Origin of the sequence: Sporolactobacillus laevolacticus DSM 442 (assembly GCF_000497245.1) — a bacterium.
Classification (GTDB): domain Bacteria; phylum Bacillota; class Bacilli; order Bacillales; family Sporolactobacillaceae; genus Sporolactobacillus; species Sporolactobacillus laevolacticus.
The window spans coordinates 70,873-89,997 of record NZ_AWTC01000003.1 but is presented as its reverse complement, the minus strand read 5'-3'; the positions used below and the strand labels follow the sequence as shown (position 1 = coordinate 89,997).

General features: G+C 42.5%; 20 protein-coding genes and 1 pseudogene. 2 read left to right on the top strand and 19 right to left on the bottom strand.

Annotation, left to right across the window (positions count from 1 at the left end):
- Positions 1 to 316: 316 nt before the first annotated feature.
- The 7 genes and pseudogenes from P343_RS23305 to P343_RS23280 all read right to left on the bottom strand — a co-directional run bounded on the left by P343_RS23305 (position 317) and on the right by P343_RS23280 (position 5,298).
- Positions 317 to 1,534 carry an NAD(P)/FAD-dependent oxidoreductase gene (locus P343_RS23305; RefSeq protein ID WP_023509148.1) on the bottom strand — a complete coding sequence of 406 codons (1,218 nt, stop codon included), beginning with the start codon at positions 1,532 to 1,534 and terminating at the stop codon, positions 317 to 319.
- A 403-nt stretch (positions 1,535 to 1,937) separates the two neighbouring features.
- Positions 1,938 to 2,306: pseudogene (locus P343_RS37410) on the bottom strand (DUF3231 family protein); the annotation flags it as partial.
- Positions 2,307 to 2,321: 15 nt separating this feature from the next.
- Complete coding sequence (locus P343_RS37405) at positions 2,322 to 2,945, bottom strand: DUF3231 family protein (RefSeq protein ID WP_236620319.1); 624 nt, start codon at positions 2,943 to 2,945, stop codon at positions 2,322 to 2,324.
- A gap of 196 nt (positions 2,946 to 3,141) precedes the next feature.
- Positions 3,142 to 3,507: a HesB/IscA family protein gene (locus P343_RS23295; protein WP_023509147.1), complete on the bottom strand. Its 366-nt coding sequence runs from the start codon at positions 3,505 to 3,507 to the stop codon at positions 3,142 to 3,144.
- 214 nt (positions 3,508 to 3,721) lie between these two features.
- Positions 3,722 to 4,573, bottom strand: a complete 852-nt coding sequence (gene dapF, locus P343_RS23290) for a diaminopimelate epimerase (protein ID WP_236620323.1) — start codon at positions 4,571 to 4,573, stop codon at positions 3,722 to 3,724.
- Positions 4,574 to 4,644: 71 nt separating this feature from the next.
- On the bottom strand, positions 4,645 to 4,875 hold the full coding sequence (locus tag P343_RS23285) for a hypothetical protein (protein ID WP_023509145.1): 231 nt from the start codon (positions 4,873 to 4,875) through the stop codon (positions 4,645 to 4,647).
- 96 nt (positions 4,876 to 4,971) lie between these two features.
- A complete protein-coding gene (locus tag P343_RS23280; RefSeq protein WP_023509144.1) occupies positions 4,972 to 5,298 on the bottom strand; it encodes a DUF1462 family protein in 327 nt (108 codons plus the stop codon).
- Positions 5,299 to 5,491: 193 nt separating this feature from the next.
- Here P343_RS23280 and P343_RS23275 point away from each other — a divergent pair, with 193 nt between their 5' ends.
- A complete protein-coding gene (locus tag P343_RS23275) occupies positions 5,492 to 5,713 on the top strand; it encodes a NifU family protein (RefSeq protein WP_023509143.1) in 222 nt (73 codons plus the stop codon).
- A gap of 57 nt (positions 5,714 to 5,770) precedes the next feature.
- On the opposite strand, the gene P343_RS23270 is transcribed toward P343_RS23275, so the two are convergent.
- From P343_RS23270 to P343_RS23260, 3 genes are all read right to left on the bottom strand, one after another.
- Positions 5,771 to 6,730 carry a protein kinase family protein gene (locus P343_RS23270; RefSeq protein ID WP_023509142.1) on the bottom strand — a complete coding sequence of 320 codons (960 nt, stop codon included), beginning with the start codon at positions 6,728 to 6,730 and terminating at the stop codon, positions 5,771 to 5,773.
- A gap of 257 nt (positions 6,731 to 6,987) precedes the next feature.
- The gene (locus P343_RS23265; RefSeq protein WP_023509141.1) at positions 6,988 to 7,755 is read right to left on the bottom strand and encodes a TIGR01457 family HAD-type hydrolase; all 768 of its coding nucleotides are present in this window, start codon (positions 7,753 to 7,755) and stop codon (positions 6,988 to 6,990) included.
- A 215-nt stretch (positions 7,756 to 7,970) separates the two neighbouring features.
- Positions 7,971 to 8,249 (bottom strand): YutD family protein, encoded by a 279-nt coding sequence (locus P343_RS23260; RefSeq protein ID WP_031263642.1) that lies wholly within the window; start codon positions 8,247 to 8,249, stop codon positions 7,971 to 7,973.
- A gap of 428 nt (positions 8,250 to 8,677) precedes the next feature.
- Between P343_RS23260 and P343_RS23255 the strand changes: the two genes are divergently transcribed.
- Positions 8,678 to 9,670 carry a M23 family metallopeptidase gene (locus P343_RS23255; protein ID WP_023509139.1) on the top strand — a complete coding sequence of 331 codons (993 nt, stop codon included), beginning with the start codon at positions 8,678 to 8,680 and terminating at the stop codon, positions 9,668 to 9,670.
- Positions 9,671 to 9,679: 9 nt separating this feature from the next.
- Here P343_RS23255 and yunB read toward each other — a convergent pair whose 3' ends face one another.
- From yunB to P343_RS23210, 9 genes are all read right to left on the bottom strand, one after another.
- The gene (gene yunB / locus P343_RS23250) at positions 9,680 to 10,504 is read right to left on the bottom strand and encodes a sporulation protein YunB (RefSeq protein WP_023509138.1); all 825 of its coding nucleotides are present in this window, start codon (positions 10,502 to 10,504) and stop codon (positions 9,680 to 9,682) included.
- A gap of 153 nt (positions 10,505 to 10,657) precedes the next feature.
- Complete coding sequence (locus P343_RS23245; protein WP_023509137.1) at positions 10,658 to 10,960, bottom strand: YunC family protein; 303 nt, start codon at positions 10,958 to 10,960, stop codon at positions 10,658 to 10,660.
- A gap of 67 nt (positions 10,961 to 11,027) precedes the next feature.
- Positions 11,028 to 12,392, bottom strand: a complete 1,365-nt coding sequence (locus P343_RS23240; protein WP_023509136.1) for a bifunctional metallophosphatase/5'-nucleotidase — start codon at positions 12,390 to 12,392, stop codon at positions 11,028 to 11,030.
- A gap of 212 nt (positions 12,393 to 12,604) precedes the next feature.
- Complete coding sequence (gene sufB / locus P343_RS23235) at positions 12,605 to 14,008, bottom strand: Fe-S cluster assembly protein SufB (RefSeq protein ID WP_023509135.1); 1,404 nt, start codon at positions 14,006 to 14,008, stop codon at positions 12,605 to 12,607.
- 136 nt (positions 14,009 to 14,144) lie between these two features.
- Positions 14,145 to 14,600, bottom strand: a complete 456-nt coding sequence (sufU, locus tag P343_RS23230) for a Fe-S cluster assembly sulfur transfer protein SufU (protein WP_023509134.1) — start codon at positions 14,598 to 14,600, stop codon at positions 14,145 to 14,147.
- The gene (locus P343_RS23225; RefSeq protein ID WP_023509133.1) at positions 14,590 to 15,810 is read right to left on the bottom strand and encodes a cysteine desulfurase; all 1,221 of its coding nucleotides are present in this window, start codon (positions 15,808 to 15,810) and stop codon (positions 14,590 to 14,592) included. The genes sufU and P343_RS23225 overlap by 11 nt, the downstream gene beginning before the upstream one ends.
- Positions 15,810 to 17,117, bottom strand: a complete 1,308-nt coding sequence (sufD, locus tag P343_RS23220; protein WP_023509132.1) for a Fe-S cluster assembly protein SufD — start codon at positions 17,115 to 17,117, stop codon at positions 15,810 to 15,812. Before sufD ends, P343_RS23225 begins: the two co-directional genes overlap by 1 nt.
- Positions 17,118 to 17,144: 27 nt before the next feature.
- Positions 17,145 to 17,927, bottom strand: coding sequence for a Fe-S cluster assembly ATPase SufC (sufC, locus tag P343_RS23215; RefSeq protein WP_023509131.1), 783 nt, complete (start codon positions 17,925 to 17,927; stop codon positions 17,145 to 17,147).
- 350 nt (positions 17,928 to 18,277) lie between these two features.
- A complete protein-coding gene (locus P343_RS23210) occupies positions 18,278 to 19,117 on the bottom strand; it encodes a MetQ/NlpA family ABC transporter substrate-binding protein (protein WP_023509130.1) in 840 nt (279 codons plus the stop codon).
- Positions 19,118 to 19,125: the final 8 nt, after the last annotated feature.

Here is a 19,125-nt window from a genome sequence, read left to right as displayed (position 1 = left end):
CTTACCTCCTTTTTAATTATGTAAAACTATGGTAACAAACGAACTTCGGGTGGGTCTACAGCAATCTTTTTTCGGAGAAGAATCTAATTTATCATGATAAAAATCTGTTTTGTATGAGCAACAATGAACAGGTCGATGGCTAAAATATTCTGGCTGATGAACATCACTGTGTATTTTGATGAGTACGCTCAACTTTTATTTGAAAATAAGCAGCGCTTTTATTCAGCTAAATAAAATCCCCTCTGGTTCGACAGATTTATTATCTTTCATCTGTCAAACTTGAGGGGAACAAGATTGTTATAATTAGCACTAATGCTTAAAGTAACTTCAGTTTGCCTTTTTTCAACACGAGTCCGACACCACCGAGCATAAGCAGATAGCGGTCATCAATGACTTTCTTCATGGCAGCGGCAGGCTTGCCAGTCAGCTTATGATCGAACACAACACCAATGGCTTCTTTTTCACCTAGAGAAGCAACTGTGCCCTTTGGCTTGTAAACAAAATCCTCTGTTGCTTCACCTTTAAGGATGTGTTTCATGTTTTTAGCCAAGTTCTCCGCTTCCTGGATCGCGATCTGAGCAGTTGGCGGATAAGGGCGTTCTGCATTAGGAGGAAAGACAACTGCAACATCGCCGATTGCGAAGACATGATCGTCTTCAGGCGAGCGGAGATCTCCAGTTACCTGAATCTTGCCCCTATTCGTTTCAAAACCCGATTCAGCAGGAATATGGTTAGCTTTCACACCACCGGTCCAGACAACAGTGCCGGCTTGAATTTCTTCCAGTTCCTCGCTGTCTTTCTTCTGAACCTTAACGCCTTCCGAGGTTGCTTCCTTAATGAAGGTACTTAATTTGAACTCTACGCCTTTACTTTCCAGATATTCCTGTGCGTAATTTGCTAATTCACGGTCAAATGGAGGAAGGACGAAAGGCATCCCTTCAACATCGACAATTCGCACTTTTTTAGGGTCAATATCATATTCTTTGCAAAGTTCCGGAATTCGGTCTACCAGTTCGCCAAGGAATTCTACACCGCTCAGGCCCGCGCCGCCAACAATAATCGTCAGATCACTGTCTTTCGCATCCGGATCACTGTTATAGCTTGCAAATTTATACTCAATATGTTCGCGAATCTTACGGGCAGTATTTACACTGCGAATGGCAAACGCATTTTCTTCCAATCCTTTAATGCCAAATGTGTTTGATTCGAAACCAAGAGCAATGACAAGATAGTCATAGTCGATTTCACCGTTCTTCAGCAGAACTTTGTGATTTTCGCGGTCAATCGTTTTAACTGAATCTTGTACAAAATTCACACGTTTTGTATTAATGACGTTTTTGATCAACATTCTCGTGCGGTCATGGTGAATGGTTCCAGCCGCAGCCTCATGGAGCCAAGTCGTTTGATAGTGATAGTTATGTTTGTTAACGAGTGTAATGTCTGCATCATCAATACTTAATTCTTTTGTGAGGCGTACGGTTGCCATCATTCCGCCGTATCCGGCACCAAGTATAACGATTTTCGGCTTACTCATGGTTGTTCACAGCCACCTTTGTCTTTTTTAAGTAGAAGGATATAAATGAAGAAGTTAATGAAAATCTGTTTGCAAGAGCATCTCAAGGATCCGCTTCTGTTTCTGCACCCTGTTCACCATATGTGAACGACTCGAACAATCAGTTAATAATCATTAAATTAACTAGTGTTTCCTTATTAATAATATGTCTTTTTTGTTAACATTTCAAGGACAAATTGTGTCAAATAGAGTCAATAAATGACAAAATATAGGACTTGCCATGTTATTATCAATATAAAACCAAGACTCGACGTCTTGGTTTTATTTTAGCAATTCTGTTAAGGTTCATTTTTAATTTATTGCAATCAACATTTTTCAATGATTCGTATCATAATTAACATTCTTTCTAGTGGATAGCCAACGATTATTGATGTATCAATTTATCCCGATCACTTGCTAAAGGTGGTTGCTCTAACCACTCATTTTCAATTAAGATTTTGATACCCTCTTTGGCATATTGCCCTATCTCTGTCGCTAATAATCCATATTGCACTGCTAGATCGTTTCTTGGGCTTGTCGAAATACCCACACCATAGTTGGCAATGCTGATTCCAATTAAGTAAGTCGTCAGTGACAAGATGAGCTTATCTGAAAATGTAAATTCCGTAGATTCGGTAACATCTGCATCCCAAGTCATAGGAATCGGTAAATCGTCATTTTTCATGATTTTACTGAATGCTTCAATATGCCGTTTGGCTATGCTTTTTCCTTTTAAGATAAAATTTTTCACTTTGGGATCTTTAGCGACCTAGCTGAAACCGATCATGGTTGCTGCGCCAATCGCATTGCGTTGAATATTCGCATAAAGATTTGTTATTTCAACGACTGATAGTGGCCGTACATCCCCGAAAAACCCTTTAAGAAAACCGTCTTTTTTTACAAAATCAACCTGATTTGGGATCGGTGTGATCGGTGATTTGATATATAAGCCCTTTGATAATAATATCTCATTAGTCATCGTATGTAATCCTGTTGATTCTCTTAGGCATTCGATAAAAAACTCATTTATGTCTTTTCGTATGGCAAATGAGACGGCCATGCTATAAGCAGTTAATCCTAAACTTCCGAGTTGTGCTACAAAATTCAGATAATAAGTATCCGTAAAAAGACGCGGTGCTCTGAGATCAACATCTTCACTTAATTTAAAACCAACAGGAAGAGGAAAAGTTTCCTTCTCAAAAATAAGTTTAAGTTTTTCAATATGTGTTTGGGCCAATTCAAAAGAGTAATTTAAAACTGACTTTATTTCTGCATCCTCAACATTATTTAAAAAATGTGAGAAAATACAAATTGCTAAGCTTTCATTGTAATATGCTGTCCAAAGTTGAGAAATTTCTGCTGAAGTTAATTTGGTATTCTGTTCTGTTTGCATGGTAATTAATAATCCACCTTTTTTTAGTTTAAAATTTGCATAATGACACTTTTTTATTCCCACATTAAATAATTTTTCATTTCGTATTTAATTCCGCATTGCTACTTTTTTTCAAAAGAAAAACCATCTCCTAGTGAGATTAGACACTAAAAGATGGTTTTGCGTTTGATATTCGTGATCTCTATTGCAGACAATCTTAACAGTCACACTGTTTCGCTGGCTGGCCCTCGTTGCCTTCTGTTTTAAATGAATGACCACAGCCACAAGTTGAAATGGCATTTGGATTGTCAATTGTGAATCCTCCGCCGTCCAAATTTTGTTTAAAATCGATGGTTACACCGTCAAGCATTGGTGCACTGTTCTGATCAACAACCACTTTGAAGCCATTGCCGTCAAAAGCAAGATCGCCATCAATCATTTTATCGTCAAATCCCATTCCATAAGTCAGTCCGGAGCACCCACCACCACCGACACCAACTCGAAGAAATAGATCTTCTCCAGGTTCGCTTTTCAACATTTCTTTGACACGAAAGCTTGCTGCATCGGTCAATGTAATATTCATTTCTTTCAGCTCCTTATTTGAGTTAGATGGTGTTTAATAAGTCCGGAAAAAATTGCTGTCGAATCTCTACGTCAACTTGTTTCTCCGCTCCTCACGTATTATTCGCATACGCTCTGGTGCTCAAAACTGCGTTTCCTTGATCTTCTCGGCCCTTTTTGTCCTCCTTTTTAAACATATTTAATAACATTATATCGTGATGTGACCTTAATCACAATCAAAGGCATTCATTAGTGAAAAAGACGCCTTCACAGATTGTTTTTGCTTCACCGGTCATCATTACATGATTGGTATCGGATCGCCACTCAATCGTCAGATCTCCGCCTTCAAGATGCACCGTTACCGGCACATCCCGTGTGATCCGTTCTTCTAAAATAGAGGCGACCACGGACGCACAAGCCCCCGTACCACATGCCTGAGTGATCCCTGAGCCGCGTTCCCAGACCCGATAATTAACTTCACTGTCAGATCGTTTTTGAACAAAACCAACATTAACCCCGTTCGGAAAGAGCGGATGCGTATCGGCCAAAAGTGCGCCTAACCGATGTATAGGAGCCTGATCCACCTCATCAACAAAAAACAAAGCATGAGGATTTCCCATTGATACAGCGGTGAATGAATAGTCAACATCATCAACCGTCAGCTTTTCGCGGATGACACTTTCCTCAGCGTTTCCGCCAGAAACTGGTATCTTTCCTCGCTCAAGAATTGGTTCTCCCATGTCAACTGTGACCTGCTCAACATTCCCATCAATCACATGCACACGTGCCTGTTTGTTTCCAGATAATGTTTCGATAAAAAAAGTGTCTGAATCAACAAGCTGATGTTCGTATGCGTATTTTGCTACGCAGCGGAGTCCGTTCCCACAATTCATCGCCTCTGATCCATCTTTATTAAAGATACGCATCTTAACATCTGCTTGTTCAGACGGCAGAATTAGAATCAGCCCATCTGACCCAATACCCTTGTATGGGTCGGAAACTTGCTTTGATAGTTCAGGAAAAGAAGGAATGGACAGCTTACGTGTGACCCCATCCAGATAAATATAACAATTTCCTAAACCATGCATTTTTGTAAACGGTATTTTCTGTTCCAAAGTCATCGCTCCAGTTCTATGCTCACAGGCAAGCAACATTTCTTTTATCTCAGCGTCTGTGTCGCCCAAATATAATCACTGTCCATATTCTCAATCACAATTTTTTCATGGCAGCAAGGCATGACGATATGCGTTTTAATCCCTTCGAAGGCACCCTTGATCGCTTCTTTCTTTATAGAAAGTAAAACCGGTGATTCATGGCAGAATGGACACTCTTCGAAATAAAGATCACTTGCAACACGCTCATAAGGCCAGCTGTGATGGAAATCGAGCATAAACCATCCTCCTCGCATAAAAGTTCTCACTATAAATGTGTCAGTTACGATACTTAATAATCTTTTTTAAAACCCTATGTGTTTCATATTATATTTTCACGGCGTGTCCGTTTTTTGCTCCAAAGGAATCAGCCCTTGTCGGGTGTAATACTGAACCACGGGTTTAAGCGAAATAAACCCTTCACCAAGGACCTCGTTACCAGCAACGACAAGCGGATAAAAATACGCGTCTTCCAAAATTTTCCCGCAATAATACCGATCTTCGTCGGTCGCCGGTTTATTGACATCTACATAACGAACAGTAACGCTTTTACCAAATTTTCGTAACAGAGCCGCTTCAAGCCACTCGGCAGTTGCTTTAGACGGCGGCGCCTGAACGCAGCTCGCACAAACGGCTTCTGCACCGTATACAGTCAGTTCCAATCGGCTCACCCCAGAAAACATAAATTTATTAATTAATATAGCAAATTCATCAGAATACGTCACTGATTTGTATTTGATTTTACCAGAGACGGCTGAACACGTACAGCAGCTTGAATACGGCAGTGTTTTAAATAGATTTTCCCTTGTAAAAAAGTTATAATGTGATTAAATGCGACAGTGAAGGAGTGTGTGTATGTATAACCAAGTCGAAGAAGTTCTTGAGAAACTTCGTCCTTATTTATTGCGAGACGGCGGAGATGTTGAGCTGCTTGACGTTGAGGACGGTATCGTGCGTGTACGTCTGCTGGGCGCATGCGGCAATTGCCCGAGTTCAACGCTTACTCTAAAGGCAGGTATTGAACGAGCGCTACTTGAAAATGTTCCCGGAGTTAAAGAACTTGAACAAGTCTTTTAAATAATGGATAAGTCAAAACACCGCCTGCCTTAAGTGGCAAGCGGTGTTTTTGTTCGATCACTGTTTGATTAACCATTCCGGCACTTGAAGCTGCCCGTCGTATCGTTGAGCTAATAGCGAGAGCAGTTGTTCATTATCCTCCGCTTTTTCTTCACAATGGCGAAGCAATAGTTCCAACTCACGCTGATCAGTAGAATTTGAACTGAAAAAATAACGTTCACAGCATTCCACGAAAGCAAGTGGATACAGCAGCCTTCCGTACATATTGTAGATGACATGCTCTGTCAATGGATAACGTGACTCATAATCATCCAGAAATTTGAATACATCGGGTTCATGATAGCTTTTAGCAGTCCGCCAGACAAGAACACGAAGACCTTCCGCTAAGTCTCTTGAACGATCATCGACAACCCATAGTGCAGGGTTTTCATCGACGACATGATCGTCATTTGAATAGCGGTAGTGCCCAATACATACAGGATCCTGGTTCGGAAAATCGATGAATCCATCGACATTCATCTGAATTGCGTTCTCTGCGCAACCTGAAAAGTAGGGGAAATTATTTAAAAAAATCTGTTCAAAAGCTGACTGCGACTTTCTGGATAGGCATTCTTCATACTTTCTCTCTAATGCATCCATTCGATCTTCCCAGTCTTTTGTTCTCGAATTCGCTGGAGATTCAGGAAATGCACGAACGTCGATCCCTGATGACTGAAGGTGCAATTCTGCCAGCATCATGCCTGTTGTGATCCCTTGATCCCGTCTCATTTGCTCGCGACTCATTAGAACCCATGATTCCCCATTGATCTCAGTACCAAATTGTCCCTCTCGATTACGCAGTAACCGGCAAATCGGTAATCCCTTTTCGACGTTTAAATAATCCGCCCATTGAGCAAGCAGATCCAAATTCTGATGATAGAAACGATTAATCGGCTGAAAAAAAAGGGATACCGGTTCATCCATAATTTGCAGATCGTATGCATTTTCCACCAACGACTGCCAATCCGGCATGTTCATCCCATCCGCCTCCCATCACAGGTCAATCAATTGCTATTCTATATCCATTCTATCGTGACTCGGTTCTTTTCATGACCTAAGATACGCTGACTCACCAGATAATTTTTTGAACGTGATCCGCATTTTTTATACCGGCGTTCATTCAGTTTGAGAAAACGATTTTGAATTTGCTCATCTCATTTCACAGCACCTTTGTTCTTTTCCAAAAAATAAAGCAGCGGTATCATCATGATACCGCTGCTTTATTACGAGACCTGTTAATCAAAAGTCCATTCGCTGAGTGATTTCAATGAATATGTAGGTTGAATTGGCTTTGTTTTCAGTGCTTCTTCCGAAGTGACTCCGGTATGAACGATCAGGGCATCAAGTCCTGCATTAATCCCAGCCATAATATCGGTATCATAGTTATCACCGATCATTAAGGTACGCTCCTTCGTTGTTCCAACCTTTTGAAGCGCGAGTTCGATAATAATTGATTCCGGTTTGCCAATAAAAATAGGTTGTACACCAGTTGAAACGCTGATTACTGAAGTCAAGGCACCGTTACCGGGCACTAATCCGCGTTCATTGGGAAGTGCTACATCTGGGTTTGTTGATACAAAGGTTGCTCCTGCGCGGACAGCGAGACATGCTTTCTCATATTTTTCATAAGTAATCTGCCGATCCATCCCAAAGGCAACAAAATCAGGATGTTCCTCTTCGTACGTTAGTCCAGCCTGTTCCATTGCTTGTTTCAGGCCTTGCTCGCCAATATAAAGCACAGTGGCGTCGGGCTTTTGGGCTTTTATGTAGCTTGCCGTCGCCATACCCGTTGTCAGTACATCCTCAGGTGTGCATGGAATGCCGAATCCGCTCAATTGATCGGCGACAGCCTCTTTTGTCCGCGTTGAATTATTAGTTACAAATAAGTAGCGAAGCCCTTTGCTTTTTAAAGTCTTTACAAATGCAACTGCTTCAGGTATTTCTTCTTTTCCACGATAAACCGTGCCGTCAAGATCCAGCAAAAATGCGTCATACTTTCCCACCGGTAATGAACCCCCAATTCTTCTCTTCATTTCAGAACTGCATATTAAATAATTTTTGCGGCCTCATTCCGGGTCAAAGGTCCTTGTATTGAGTTTACTTTATGAATTCTGAAACGAACGAATTCAGATTAAAACTTTTAATATCAATTCATCAATTATCTTATTTTGAGCAAACTAACCATCAATTGATCACGATCTGATTTTCTTGATCCAAATCATTTGCCATCGATTTTCTTTAATACGAAGTACGCACATCCGAAACTGCAATACTCGACAAGGTAATCAACAAGTGTACCGATTTTCGTATCAAAAGTTGATTTTGGGTTATTATTTTCATAAAAACCTCGGAGCCTTAGCTGTTCATAGCCCCAGTCTCCGACAATATAATCAAATTTGTTCAGAATATCGCTGTATCGTTTAACAAAGGCTTCCTCATTCCAGCCGTTCCGAACATTTTCAATCACTTCATATCGATGGTGATCAATAGAAACCATTGGACTGGTCAACGGAATAACCTCCCCTCTTGATTGCCACGGGGCCGCGCTATTCCGCCCGTAAAGAGTCTGTTCAAAAAGGAGGACAAAAAGGGCCGAGGTCAGGCAGAACGCCACGTCCTGTGGCATACCTGATACTAGCTCGTCCTGAGCGTCGAAGATCAAGGAAACGCAGTTTCGAGCACCAGAGCGTATGTAAATAATACGTGAGGAGCGGAGAAACAAGTTGACGCAGAGATTCGACAGCAATTTTTCCCGGACTTTTTGAACACCCTTTTAAAGGTGGGCGGACGTTTTCCCGCTATTCGCAGGTCAAGCGCGAGGCATCATATGGCCGCTTCCAAACCATTATAGCAGATCACAAAGGTTTCTGGAAAAGGTGCACCAATCAAACCGTAATTTTATAACGAAAGGACCGTTGTTAAGCGATGACAATGCTGTCACGGATATTTGGATGCTTTTTTCTCGTTTTTCTTTTACTAGCCGGCTCTGCCTATGGAAAAAATAATATCGATCAACTCGCCAAGGATCGAAAGGCATTATATCTGAAGACTTCTGCTCTGACCGGTGTCCGGTGGAGTGTGCTCGCAGGATGTGACCAGTACGCACGCAATGTTTCTGCCCTTCGATCTGAAAAACAAAAGACAAATGAATTGATTAACATTAAATTCAGCAAACGCACTTGGATCGGACCCCTCAATCCAAATCCTGACGATGAAAATCCGGATTCCATTGCACTCTTTGGTGGAATTGGCAGGGATGGCAACGGAGATGGTCGCGCCGAACTCAGAAATGCTGAAGATCGTTTGTATACCTTCGCTGAACTGATTGCACAATCAGGACCTGGCCAACAGAATACACGAATCGGTCTCTGGTCTGTTTATCAGAGAGGAAAAGCTGTCGATCTGATCGAGGATTTTGCTCGTTTATATGAAAAAGTAGATGCTGAAGACCTCTATAAACACGCTTTTCCAGTTCCTCTACAATATAATCATGATTTCACGTCTACATGGGGCGCCAGGCGTGGCTGGGGCGGTCGGCGTATTCACGAAGGTACGGACATATTTGCTGATTACGGCACACCGGTCCGTGCGACTGCTTGCGGCGTCGTTGAGATGATTGGCTGGAATAAATATGGAGGCTGGCGTATTGGCATCCGCGATATTCAAGGCAATTACCATTATTTTGCCCATCTCAATGGGTATGCGCCCGGTATTCACAGAAACGTGATCGCAAAACCTGGACAGGTGATCGGTTACGTAGGCAGCTCAGGCTATGGACCAAAAGGAACGATGGGCAAGTTCCCTCCTCATCTTCATTATGGACTCTACCGTGATAACGGAAGAACAGAGTACTCGGTTGATCCTTATCCCGCCTTGCGGATATGGGAACGGCAAGAACGGCAGACAAATGACCATTAATAACACCGCTCATTTTTTTTCACTTGAATGATTTTGATTTGATTTAGGTTGCTCAATGGGAACTGAAGTTGAAATACCAGACCCATTAGAGCTGTAATAATAAGGAACATCTTTCGGCAATAATTTTGAAGCAATTGGTATGTGCTGGGTAATTGTTTTTGTTTTCATTTCAAAAGGGACAATGACATCCACTTTGACTTTGACATCAAGATACATGAAAAACACAACATTATTAATTCCAACATTCTTAAAGTTCCAATTGATATCACTTTCAACATTGCTGACGACATCCATTTCAACAGGTACTCTAGGACCATAGTTACTGAGTAAAGCATTGTTAAGTATCTGTCCAAGGGGAATGTCAGCAACAAGTGCTTCTCCCTCATGATGTTTGCTATAAACTAGATCATCATTATGCCCATTGGTCAGGGAAATTCGCCCTTTTTCCGCGGCACGGAGAAACCATAGGATGCGATTGGAAATCACCCCTTTAATTCGGTTGGCTTCTTCTGTGTTTACATCGTAGTTGCTTACTTCATTTTGGGTCGTCAGATGTGTAATGATCAATTTATTTGGATTAGTTTTTGGAATTTCGTTAGGGTCATTCTTACCCTGAGCGTTAGCCAGTACATTTTCTCCAATACCATAATTAATTGCATAATTGGCGAGTTGTTCTGTCTGGGTGAGGGCAATGCTCATGACGGCCGGCTTCATTTTTTCATTGACCGTCCAAATGGCGAGAGACACACAGATGATAAAAATCAATAAAGACAGGAAAAATGCATGTTTGATGGACATATTCCTTTGTCTGTAACGTCTGCTTGGCTTAAACATGACAACCCTCCTCCACATCATCTATATGCTGTGTGAAGGAGGGTTACCTCTTTTTTCTTTGGAAAGCATTGCTGTTAACTTTGACCAACCATCCAAATTTATATATATACCACAGTTTGTTTCCGTCGTCTTAGGCCGTACGAAAAGACAGGATCACGCCATTATTTTCAGAGCTTCGATTCCGGTTGTACCGACATGGATTCCAAGTTTCTCCGCCCCAATGGTAACTTCCGCAAGCGGTGCATGAAGCAAGTCATCCAGTGTGCGTACGCCAACTGCTTTTCCTGCAATCACATTCCGATCTGCCAGTTTGTCATTGAGTAATTTAACGTCAAGCGCCCCGCACATAATATAGCCGGATTTGCCGGTAATCACCAGCAGCGTTGTTTTCGGCAGAGTCACACTGACACCTTGATAAAGGTTACCTTCTACATTAATGGGTTGCACATCAATCATTTTCAAGCCTCCCTCCCCATCTATCCTATGGGGAGAAGAACCTATAAGTGACTAGTGTCCGAATCGTTCACTCATTTTGCAGCCGCCATGCCAGCAAATCACGTAAGGTTTCAGGTAAATAAAAACGTTGTTTTGCTTTGACTATAGGCGGCAGAAAAGAGCCCAAGGTAAACATATCAATCGTGCCGACACTGTATTTTTTCTCAAGCAAAAGCGGTTGTTCGCCAATCCGAATGTTAACCGGCCCATCTTCAGTTAATTCGTAACTTACATGACTGAGCACCAATTTCCCCAATACTTTACCCCGGAAGCCAAAGCCTTTTAATTCATAAGTCTGAAATTCTTTCTTTAACCCAATGGTAATCATTTCAATAATTTCTTCTCCCGTGACTTCGACACGACATGGGTTTATCGGGTGAGGACAGATGCGATGCACCATGTAGCGTGTTACCGGACCTTTGTGAAGACTATCCAGAATTACGCCTGCGTTAACAAGACCTATATCCGCGCCACACCATTCCCTCAGTGCGTCGGCCATTATTCCTGTGATTTCTGTTTCTGCAAACCAGTCAACAGGAAGATCACGCTTGAGGTAAGCGACAACCTGCTGCATATTGGCAATTCCGTTCTCCGTCAGCCGTTCAACCTCCTGTTTGGCTAGTGGATCAGGCTGATCGCGAAGAGTGACCAAGTCCGCACCTTTGTAAACAACTCGATGCTTCTTTTCATCATATTCGACAACAACATGCCCTGCATAACGACAGTATTTTCCCGCTTGGGCGATCAATGTGTCACCAATCGACTCTCCTTGTTCTAACACGTGATGGGTATGGGCACCAATAATGACATCAATACCTTCGATTTCCCTTGCAACACGCTGGTCAAATGGCAGACCAACATGAGACAGCAGGACAAGCACATCGACCTGTTGCCGAATCTGTCGCACCAAGCTTTCTAATTCCGAAAAGGGATCTGCAATCGTCCATCCTAACTGGCTGTAGAAACTGGGAAAAGCCGCAGTTAAGCCGATGAGCCCGACCTTAACACCTTGCATGTGATGGATGGCAAACGGTGTACACCATTCAGGACGGGTACCCACCTCCTGATCGTACAAATTGCCGAGCACAATTTGAAATCGTCGTGTGCGATACGCTTCATTTAATTGTGCCTTCGTAAACGTGATGCCTTCGTTATTGCCGATCGTCACATAATCATACCCGGCGTCGTTTAACAGCTGTACATTACCTGTGCCAAGCAGTCCTTCTGTCATCGGATTCACGCGATCCATATGATCGCCAAGATCCAAAGTCAGAAAAGGTTCGTGTACCTGATACAGCCGATCCCTTTCTTGGTTCAGATAATTGACCAAGCTTCCCCATGAGTCCAGGTGGCTGTGTATATCATTGGTATGTAGAAAATGGAGTGTAATCAAGCCCAAGCCTCCCGGAAATGAACAAACATAAACCGTTTTCTTCGTAATATTCCTAATCGCTAAGCGCTTCAGTCTTTATTTTAGCCCCATGCGTGTGACTCTTGTCAAGGCGAAACCACAACAACTAAATTTTAATTTACGCAAAAAATACAAAGCCTTCCAACTCGCCAGTTGACGAATTGAAAGGCAGGATGATTGTTATTATTTTGAAATTAGCCGATTGAACCTTCCATGTTGTATTTAATCAGTCGGTTCATTTCAACAGCATATTCCATCGGCAGTTCTTTTGTAAATGGTTCAATAAAGCCCATGACAATCATTTCCGTAGCTTCCTGCTCAGTCAGCCCACGGCTCATTAGATAGAACAGCTGCTCTTCAGACACTTTGGAAACCTTAGCCTCATGTTCCATCGAGATATCCTTATTCAACACTTCATTGTAAGGAATCGTATCGGATGTTGATTTGTCATCCATAATCAACGTGTCGCACTCAATGTGGGATCGCGAGTTTTTTGCGTTCGGCGCGAAATGTACCTTACCACGATAAGTAACATTACCGCCGTTCTTAGCGATCGACTTAGATACGATTGTAGATGATGTGTTTGGCGCCAAGTGGATCATCTTTGATCCGGAATCTTGGTTCTGGCCCTTTCCGCCAATCGCGATCGTTAATGTGCTGCCTCGAGAACCTTCACCTTTCAATACAACTGAAGGATATTTCATCGTGACCGCCGATCCGATATTGCCATCCACCCATTCCATCGTTGCATGCTCTTCACAGATAGCACGCTGGGTAACAAGGTTATAAACATTGTTTGCCCAGTTCTGAATCGTCGTGTACCGGCAATACGCATCTTTGCACACGTAGATCTCAACGATACCGCTGTGCAGGGAACTGCTGGAGTATACAGGGGCCGTACATCCTTCGACGTAGTGTACAGATGCCCCCTCGTCAACGATAATCAGCGTACGTTCAAACTGCCCCATGCTTTCTGAGTTGATTCGGAAGTATGCTTGAAGCGGTGTCTTGCAGACAACACCCTTTGGAATGTAAACAAATGAGCCTCCTGACCAACACGCAGCGTTTAATGCAGAGAACTTATTATCAGCGAAGGAAATGACTTTACCGAAGTATTGTTTGAAAAGCTCTTCATGTTTCTGCAAGGCTGTATCCGTATCAAGGAAAATAACCCCATCTTTTTCAAGCTCTTCTTTCATACTGTGGTAAACGACTTCCGACTCGTATTGTGCGGAAACACCGGCCAGATATTTACGTTCTGCTTCAGGAATACCCAGTTTATCAAAAGTATCTTTAATCTCACTAGGTACTTCTTCCCACGAACGGCCTTGATTTTCTACCGGTTTCACATAGTAAGTCAAATCATCAAAATTTAAACCGCTCAGATCGGCACCCCACTGAGGCATCGGCCTTTTATAAAAATGAGCCAAACCTTTGAGGCGATAATTCAACATCCATTCTGGCTCATTTTTCTTTTTAGAAATTTCGCGGACGATATCTTCAGTCAGACCACGTTTTGTGCGGAACACAGACACATCTTTTTCCCTGAAACCATATTTATATTCTTCAATTTCAGGCAGCTGCTGTTCTGTAGCCATGCGGCATTCCTCCTTTTTCTTAACGTGCCAGGCGAATTTGATTCACCTTTTTATTTCAGGTTCACACCGAATTTTTCACTAGTCATTTTGTTGCGGTCATTAACTTTAGTGTACCACAATTCACAAAATTGTTGGATTATTGCTGTGCACTTTCTTTATCTGCTTCACGCAATGCTTTTTCCACTGCTTTCCACGCAAGTGTCGCGCATTTGATTCGTGCTGGGTATTGAGAGACACCATGCAGCGCTTCAGCATCTCCAAGATCAAGATCATCATTATGTTCATGACCTTGAACCATTTCAGAGAAATCAAAAGTCAGCTGATGCACTTTCTCAATGTCTAATCCCTTGATCGCTTCAGTCATCATGGAAGCTGAAGATTGGCTGATGGCACAGCCGCTGCCCAAATATTTCACATCGACAACTTTATTGTCTTTCAATTGAAGCGAGATCTGGATTTTATCACCGCAAGATGGATTGTTCATGTTTACAGTCACACAGTTATCCCCATCCAACGTTCCGCGATTGCGCGGCTTCTTATAATGATCCATAATGACCGAGCGGTAAAGCTGGTCAAGATTATTAAACAACATGTCCGAAGAACTCCTTTGTTTCCTTAATTCCTCTGGCTAGAGCCTCAATTTCATCCAGCGAGTTGTAGAAATAGAAGCTTGCACGGACGGTAGATTCACATTTTAAGCAGCTCATCAGCGGCTGTGCACAGTGATGACCGGCCCGAACGGCGATACCTTCTGAATCAAGAGCAGTGGACACATCGTGTGGATGCACACCGTCAATATTAAAGGACACGAGACCGGAACGCTTGCCGGGTCCATATAAAGTGACCCCATCAATTTTTGAGAGAAGATTATATGCTGTTTCCGTCAACTGCTCTTCATAGTGTTGAATGACATCCATACCAACATTCTGCAAATAGTCGATGGCAGCACCTAAACCAATGGCACCAGCAATATGAGGTGTACCAGCTTCGAGTTTCCATGGAAGTTCCGCCCATGTTGCACTCTGAAAACCAACCTCATCAATCATTTCGCCGCCAGTTTCAACGGGTTCCATGTCTTCAAGTAATGACTGCTTGCCATATAGAACACCAATTCCGGTCGGTCCAAGCATTTTATGTCCGGAGAAGGCAAAGAAATCTGCGTCCAGATCCTGAACATCCACAGTCATGTGCGGGGTGCTCTGAGCGCCATCGACAACCATAATCGCACCATGCTCATGAGCGATCTTGGCAATCTCCTTTACAGGATTTACCGTTCCCAGCACATTCGACACTTCTGTTACCGACACAATTTTCGTTTTGTCCGTAACTGTTACTCTAACCTTTTCAAGGTCAAGCGTGCCGTCAGCTTCCATCGGAAAGTATCGCAGAATCGCACCTGTCTTTTGCGCGACCTGCTGCCAAGGAATCAGATTAGCATGATGTTCCATTGGTGTGATGATGATCTCATCTCCTACACCCAATCGTGCCAATCCATATCCATAAGCAATCAAATTAAGGCTCTGAGTCGTACCTGTTGTATAAATAATTTCCTTTTCACTTTTCGCATTAATGAAGCGACGAATTTTCTCGCGCGCTTCTTCATAGCGATCAGTGGCAACCGTGCCCAAAGTATGCACACCACGATGAACATTCGAATTATATTTTTCATAGTAATCAACCATAGTTTGAATGACAGATGACGGCTTCTGTGAGGTCGCCGCATTGTCCAGATAGACAAGGTTGTGTCCGTTGACTTGCTGCTTAAGAATAGGAAAGTCTTGCCGAACTGATTGGATATCCATTAGCCAACTTTCCTTTCAATTAATGTCGTAAGCTGTTCCCGGACCCCTTCAATAGGAAGCAGGTCAACGATTGGCGCAAGGAATCCTTCGACAATCAGCTTCTCGGCAGTTTCTTTTTTAATTCCGCGGCTCATCAGATAATAGAGCTGGTCGGGATCAACACGTCCAACTGATGCCGCATGTCCTGCGATTACATCATATTCATCAATGAGAAGAATCGGATTAGCATCTCCACGCGACTGATCACTAAGCATCAATACGCGCTGTGTCTGTTCACCGTCCGCGCCAGAAGCACCACGTTCGATCTTCGTCCGTGCGTTGAATATCGAATTCGACGCATCTTTTTGTGCTGCGCGAACAAGCAGCTGGCTTTGAGTTGACTTGCCGACATGGCGCACATAATTGTCAAAGTTCTGCTTCTGCGAGCCGCTGCCAATACTTACCGCTTTAACATCTGCAGCGGCACCGGTTCCTTCAAGATTCGTCGCGTTTTCCGATAAGGTATTTCCATCATTCATCTGTCCGAGTGCCCACTGAATACGCCCATCCTTTGCCACTTCAGCTTGGCGGCTGACATAGGTCACGATTTTAGCTGAAAATTCATCTACTGCACCATATTTGACCTGTGCATTTTCGCCGACGGTGACTTCACTGATAATGTTGGCTACCCCTTCACCAACCGAGCTATCCGAAAGATAACTCTCAACAAAGGTAACAGAACTGTTTCTCTCTGCAACCACAACTGTATGCGCGACAAGTCCGGATGATGGCGCATCCTGATAATAAACTGCCTGAATTGGTTCCTCAATCACTACATTCTTAGGAATGTAAAGAAAGGATCCCCCATTGACAAGTGCTGCATGTAGTGCCGTTAACTTGTGCTTATCAATCGCAGTGGTTTTAAAATAGTATTTTGCAAACAAATCACTGTGTTCTTTGACAGCGGTCGTCAGATCCGTGTAAATGACGCCCTGATCAATCAGATCTTGCGAAAGGTGATGATAGACTGCCGAACTGTTTACATGAATGAGCACATTACCTGACCCAGATCCTTGCTCAACCAGACGATTGACCTCTTCAGGAAGATCATTCAGATCCGTAACTGCTGCGCTTCCTGTATCATAATTAAAATGTGTAAAATTCCAGTCAGCAATTCGTGTTTTTTCCGGCTGAGGAAGCGGCAGTTCTTCCGCCAGCTTCAAGCCTTTTATACGTATATCTGAAAACCACTTTGGTTCGTTCCTATCTTCAGCAAATTGATTAATGTCTTCCGTGTCAAACGAAAGGTTTTGCAGCTGCATTGACATAGTCAACCCTCCTCACGATCTCGTAAATTATGCTTCAACCGTCTCATCATCAGTGATGCCAAGTTCAGCCTTCATGCCGTCATAGCCTTCTTCCTCAAGCTGAAGCGCGAGTTCGGGTCCGCCTGTTTTCACAATCTGACCTTTCATCATAATGTGTACCTTATCCGGTTTAATATAATTGAGCAACCGCTGATAGTGCGTGATAATCAGACAGCCAAAGTTTTCTGAGCGCATAGAGTTGACCCCTTTAGCTACCCACTTCAGCGCGTCAATATCCAAGCCTGAATCGATTTCGTCAAGAATAGCAAATTTCGGTTCCAGCATCATTAATTGAAGGATTTCGTTACGTTTTTTTTCACCGCCTGAAAATCCTTCATTTACATAGCGTTCCGCAAATGCCTGATCCATTTCCAGCATCTGCATCTTTTTGTCTAAAGTCTTGATAAATTTCATTAGAGGAATCTCATTGCCCTCTCCACGACGGCCGTTGATTGCCGTTCTCAGGAAGTCTGCATTGGTCACACCGCTGACTTCACTCGGATACTGCATCGCAAGAAACATCCCCGCGCGTGCACGTTCGTCAACTGACATATCAAGAAGGTTTGAGCCGTCAAGCAAGGCCTGTCCCGAAGTTACTTCATATTTTGGATGGCCCATGAGCGCTGAGGCAACCGTTGATTTTCCTGTTCCGTTCGGTCCCATCAGGGCATGGATTTCTCCGCCCTTCATATTAAGATTAAAGCCTTTAACGATCGACTTGCCTTCAACCGAAACGTGAAGGTCGTTTATTTTCAATTCTGGTACAGTCATTTCAAAACCTCCAGTAGTAAAGATTGTCTCATTGCGGATTGAAATACGTTCTCAATCTATTCTCATTATCATATTATATCAGATGTAAATAGATAGCAACTAAAAGGATAACCGCATGAATTGAGATAATGTATGTATCCGTATTATACCGCTGTTTTCAATAAACATGAAAAAATTCAAATAAAAAATTTAATAAATATAGCGGATAGATTCAATATAAACGTGAAAAATTCACAATAACTGCTCAAGATTACGCACTAGAAATTGAGAATTTACTTTCTTTTAAATATGAAAAAGATTCGCCCGTAATTTACTGCCGGGCGAATCTTTTTGTGACTTTATTTTCTCAATTATTCAGAAACAGGTAATACGGCGCCTTTATAATGTTTCGTGATGAAATCCTGAATTGTTTTCGAATGAAGCACGTTCACTAATTCCTTAATTGCTTTTTTATTTTGATCGCCCTTACGTACAGCGATAATGTTCGCATAAGGTGATGACGCACCTTCCAAAATCAAGGCATCTTTCTTAGGATCAAGATTTGCCTGCAGAGCGAAATTGGTATTGATTGCAAACAGGTCTGCGGCACTATGTTGGTATGCTTTTGGCAAAATCGCCGGGTCAATCGGCTGCAAGAATTTCAGATGTTTAATATTATCGAAATCCTTATATTTTCCGTTTTTTTGGTCTAACGTTGCAGCAACAGGATCAATACCTGATTTAATTTTCACAAGCCCTTTTGTCTGGAGCAGGAGAAGAATTCGTCCCTGTTCTGCTTTATTGTTGCTGATTTGAACAGTCGCTCCGTCTTTAATACTGCTAACATCTTTGTATTTTTTCGAATAAATGCCGAACGGTTCGATGTGAATTTTCCCCGCATTAACTAAATCTGTGTTGTGCTGCTTGTTATACAGATCAAGATAAGGAATATGCTGGAAATAATTAGCATCCAATTGTTTTGAAGTAAGTGCCTTATTAGGAAGAACATAATCCTGGAATACTTTCACTTTCAGATCAATACCCTTTTTCTTTAGAAGCGGTATCGCTTTCTTGAGAATTTCAGCATGTGGAACAGCTGATGCACCAACTGTCAGTGTTTGATTCGCAGCATTACCGGAAGTCGATTTTCCGCAGGCTGCCAAAACAAGTACTAGCGCAAGAATAAGTGTCCAAGCGGTTAATTTCTTCATTTATAGTT

What these genes read in the sequence shown, in the direction of transcription:
- sufC (WP_023509131.1), bottom strand. Translation starts at nt 17,927, where the DNA reads ATGACTGTACCAGAATTGAAAATAAACGACCTTCACGTTTCGGTTGAA.
- P343_RS23270 (WP_023509142.1), bottom strand. Translation starts at nt 6,730, where the DNA reads ATGAACATGCCGGATTGGCAGTCGTTGGTGGAAAATGCATACGATCTG.
- sufB (WP_023509135.1), bottom strand. Translation starts at nt 14,008, where the DNA reads ATGGCTACAGAACAGCAGCTGCCTGAAATTGAAGAATATAAATATGGT.
- dapF (WP_236620323.1), bottom strand. Translation starts at nt 4,573, where the DNA reads ATGCATGGTTTAGGAAATTGTTATATTTATCTGGATGGGGTCACACGT.
- P343_RS37405 (WP_236620319.1), bottom strand. Translation starts at nt 2,945, where the DNA reads ATGCAAACAGAACAGAATACCAAATTAACTTCAGCAGAAATTTCTCAA.
- P343_RS23225 (WP_023509133.1), bottom strand. Translation starts at nt 15,810, where the DNA reads ATGGATATCCAATCAGTTCGGCAAGACTTTCCTATTCTTAAGCAGCAA.
- P343_RS23295 (WP_023509147.1), bottom strand. Translation starts at nt 3,507, where the DNA reads ATGAATATTACATTGACCGATGCAGCAAGCTTTCGTGTCAAAGAAATG.
- P343_RS23260 (WP_031263642.1), bottom strand. Translation starts at nt 8,249, where the DNA reads ATGGTTTCTATTGATCACCATCGATATGAAGTGATTGAAAATGTTCGG.
- sufU (WP_023509134.1), bottom strand. Translation starts at nt 14,600, where the DNA reads ATGTTGTTTAATAATCTTGACCAGCTTTACCGCTCGGTCATTATGGAT.
- P343_RS23285 (WP_023509145.1), bottom strand. Translation starts at nt 4,875, where the DNA reads ATGCTCGATTTCCATCACAGCTGGCCTTATGAGCGTGTTGCAAGTGAT.
- P343_RS23210 (WP_023509130.1), bottom strand. Translation starts at nt 19,117, where the DNA reads ATGAAGAAATTAACCGCTTGGACACTTATTCTTGCGCTAGTACTTGTT.
- P343_RS23305 (WP_023509148.1), bottom strand. Translation starts at nt 1,534, where the DNA reads ATGAGTAAGCCGAAAATCGTTATACTTGGTGCCGGATACGGCGGAATG.
- P343_RS23255 (WP_023509139.1), top strand. Translation starts at nt 8,678, where the DNA reads ATGACAATGCTGTCACGGATATTTGGATGCTTTTTTCTCGTTTTTCTT.
- P343_RS23245 (WP_023509137.1), bottom strand. Translation starts at nt 10,960, where the DNA reads ATGATTGATGTGCAACCCATTAATGTAGAAGGTAACCTTTATCAAGGT.
- sufD (WP_023509132.1), bottom strand. Translation starts at nt 17,117, where the DNA reads ATGTCAATGCAGCTGCAAAACCTTTCGTTTGACACGGAAGACATTAAT.
- P343_RS23275 (WP_023509143.1), top strand. Translation starts at nt 5,492, where the DNA reads ATGTATAACCAAGTCGAAGAAGTTCTTGAGAAACTTCGTCCTTATTTA.
- yunB (WP_023509138.1), bottom strand. Translation starts at nt 10,504, where the DNA reads ATGTTTAAGCCAAGCAGACGTTACAGACAAAGGAATATGTCCATCAAA.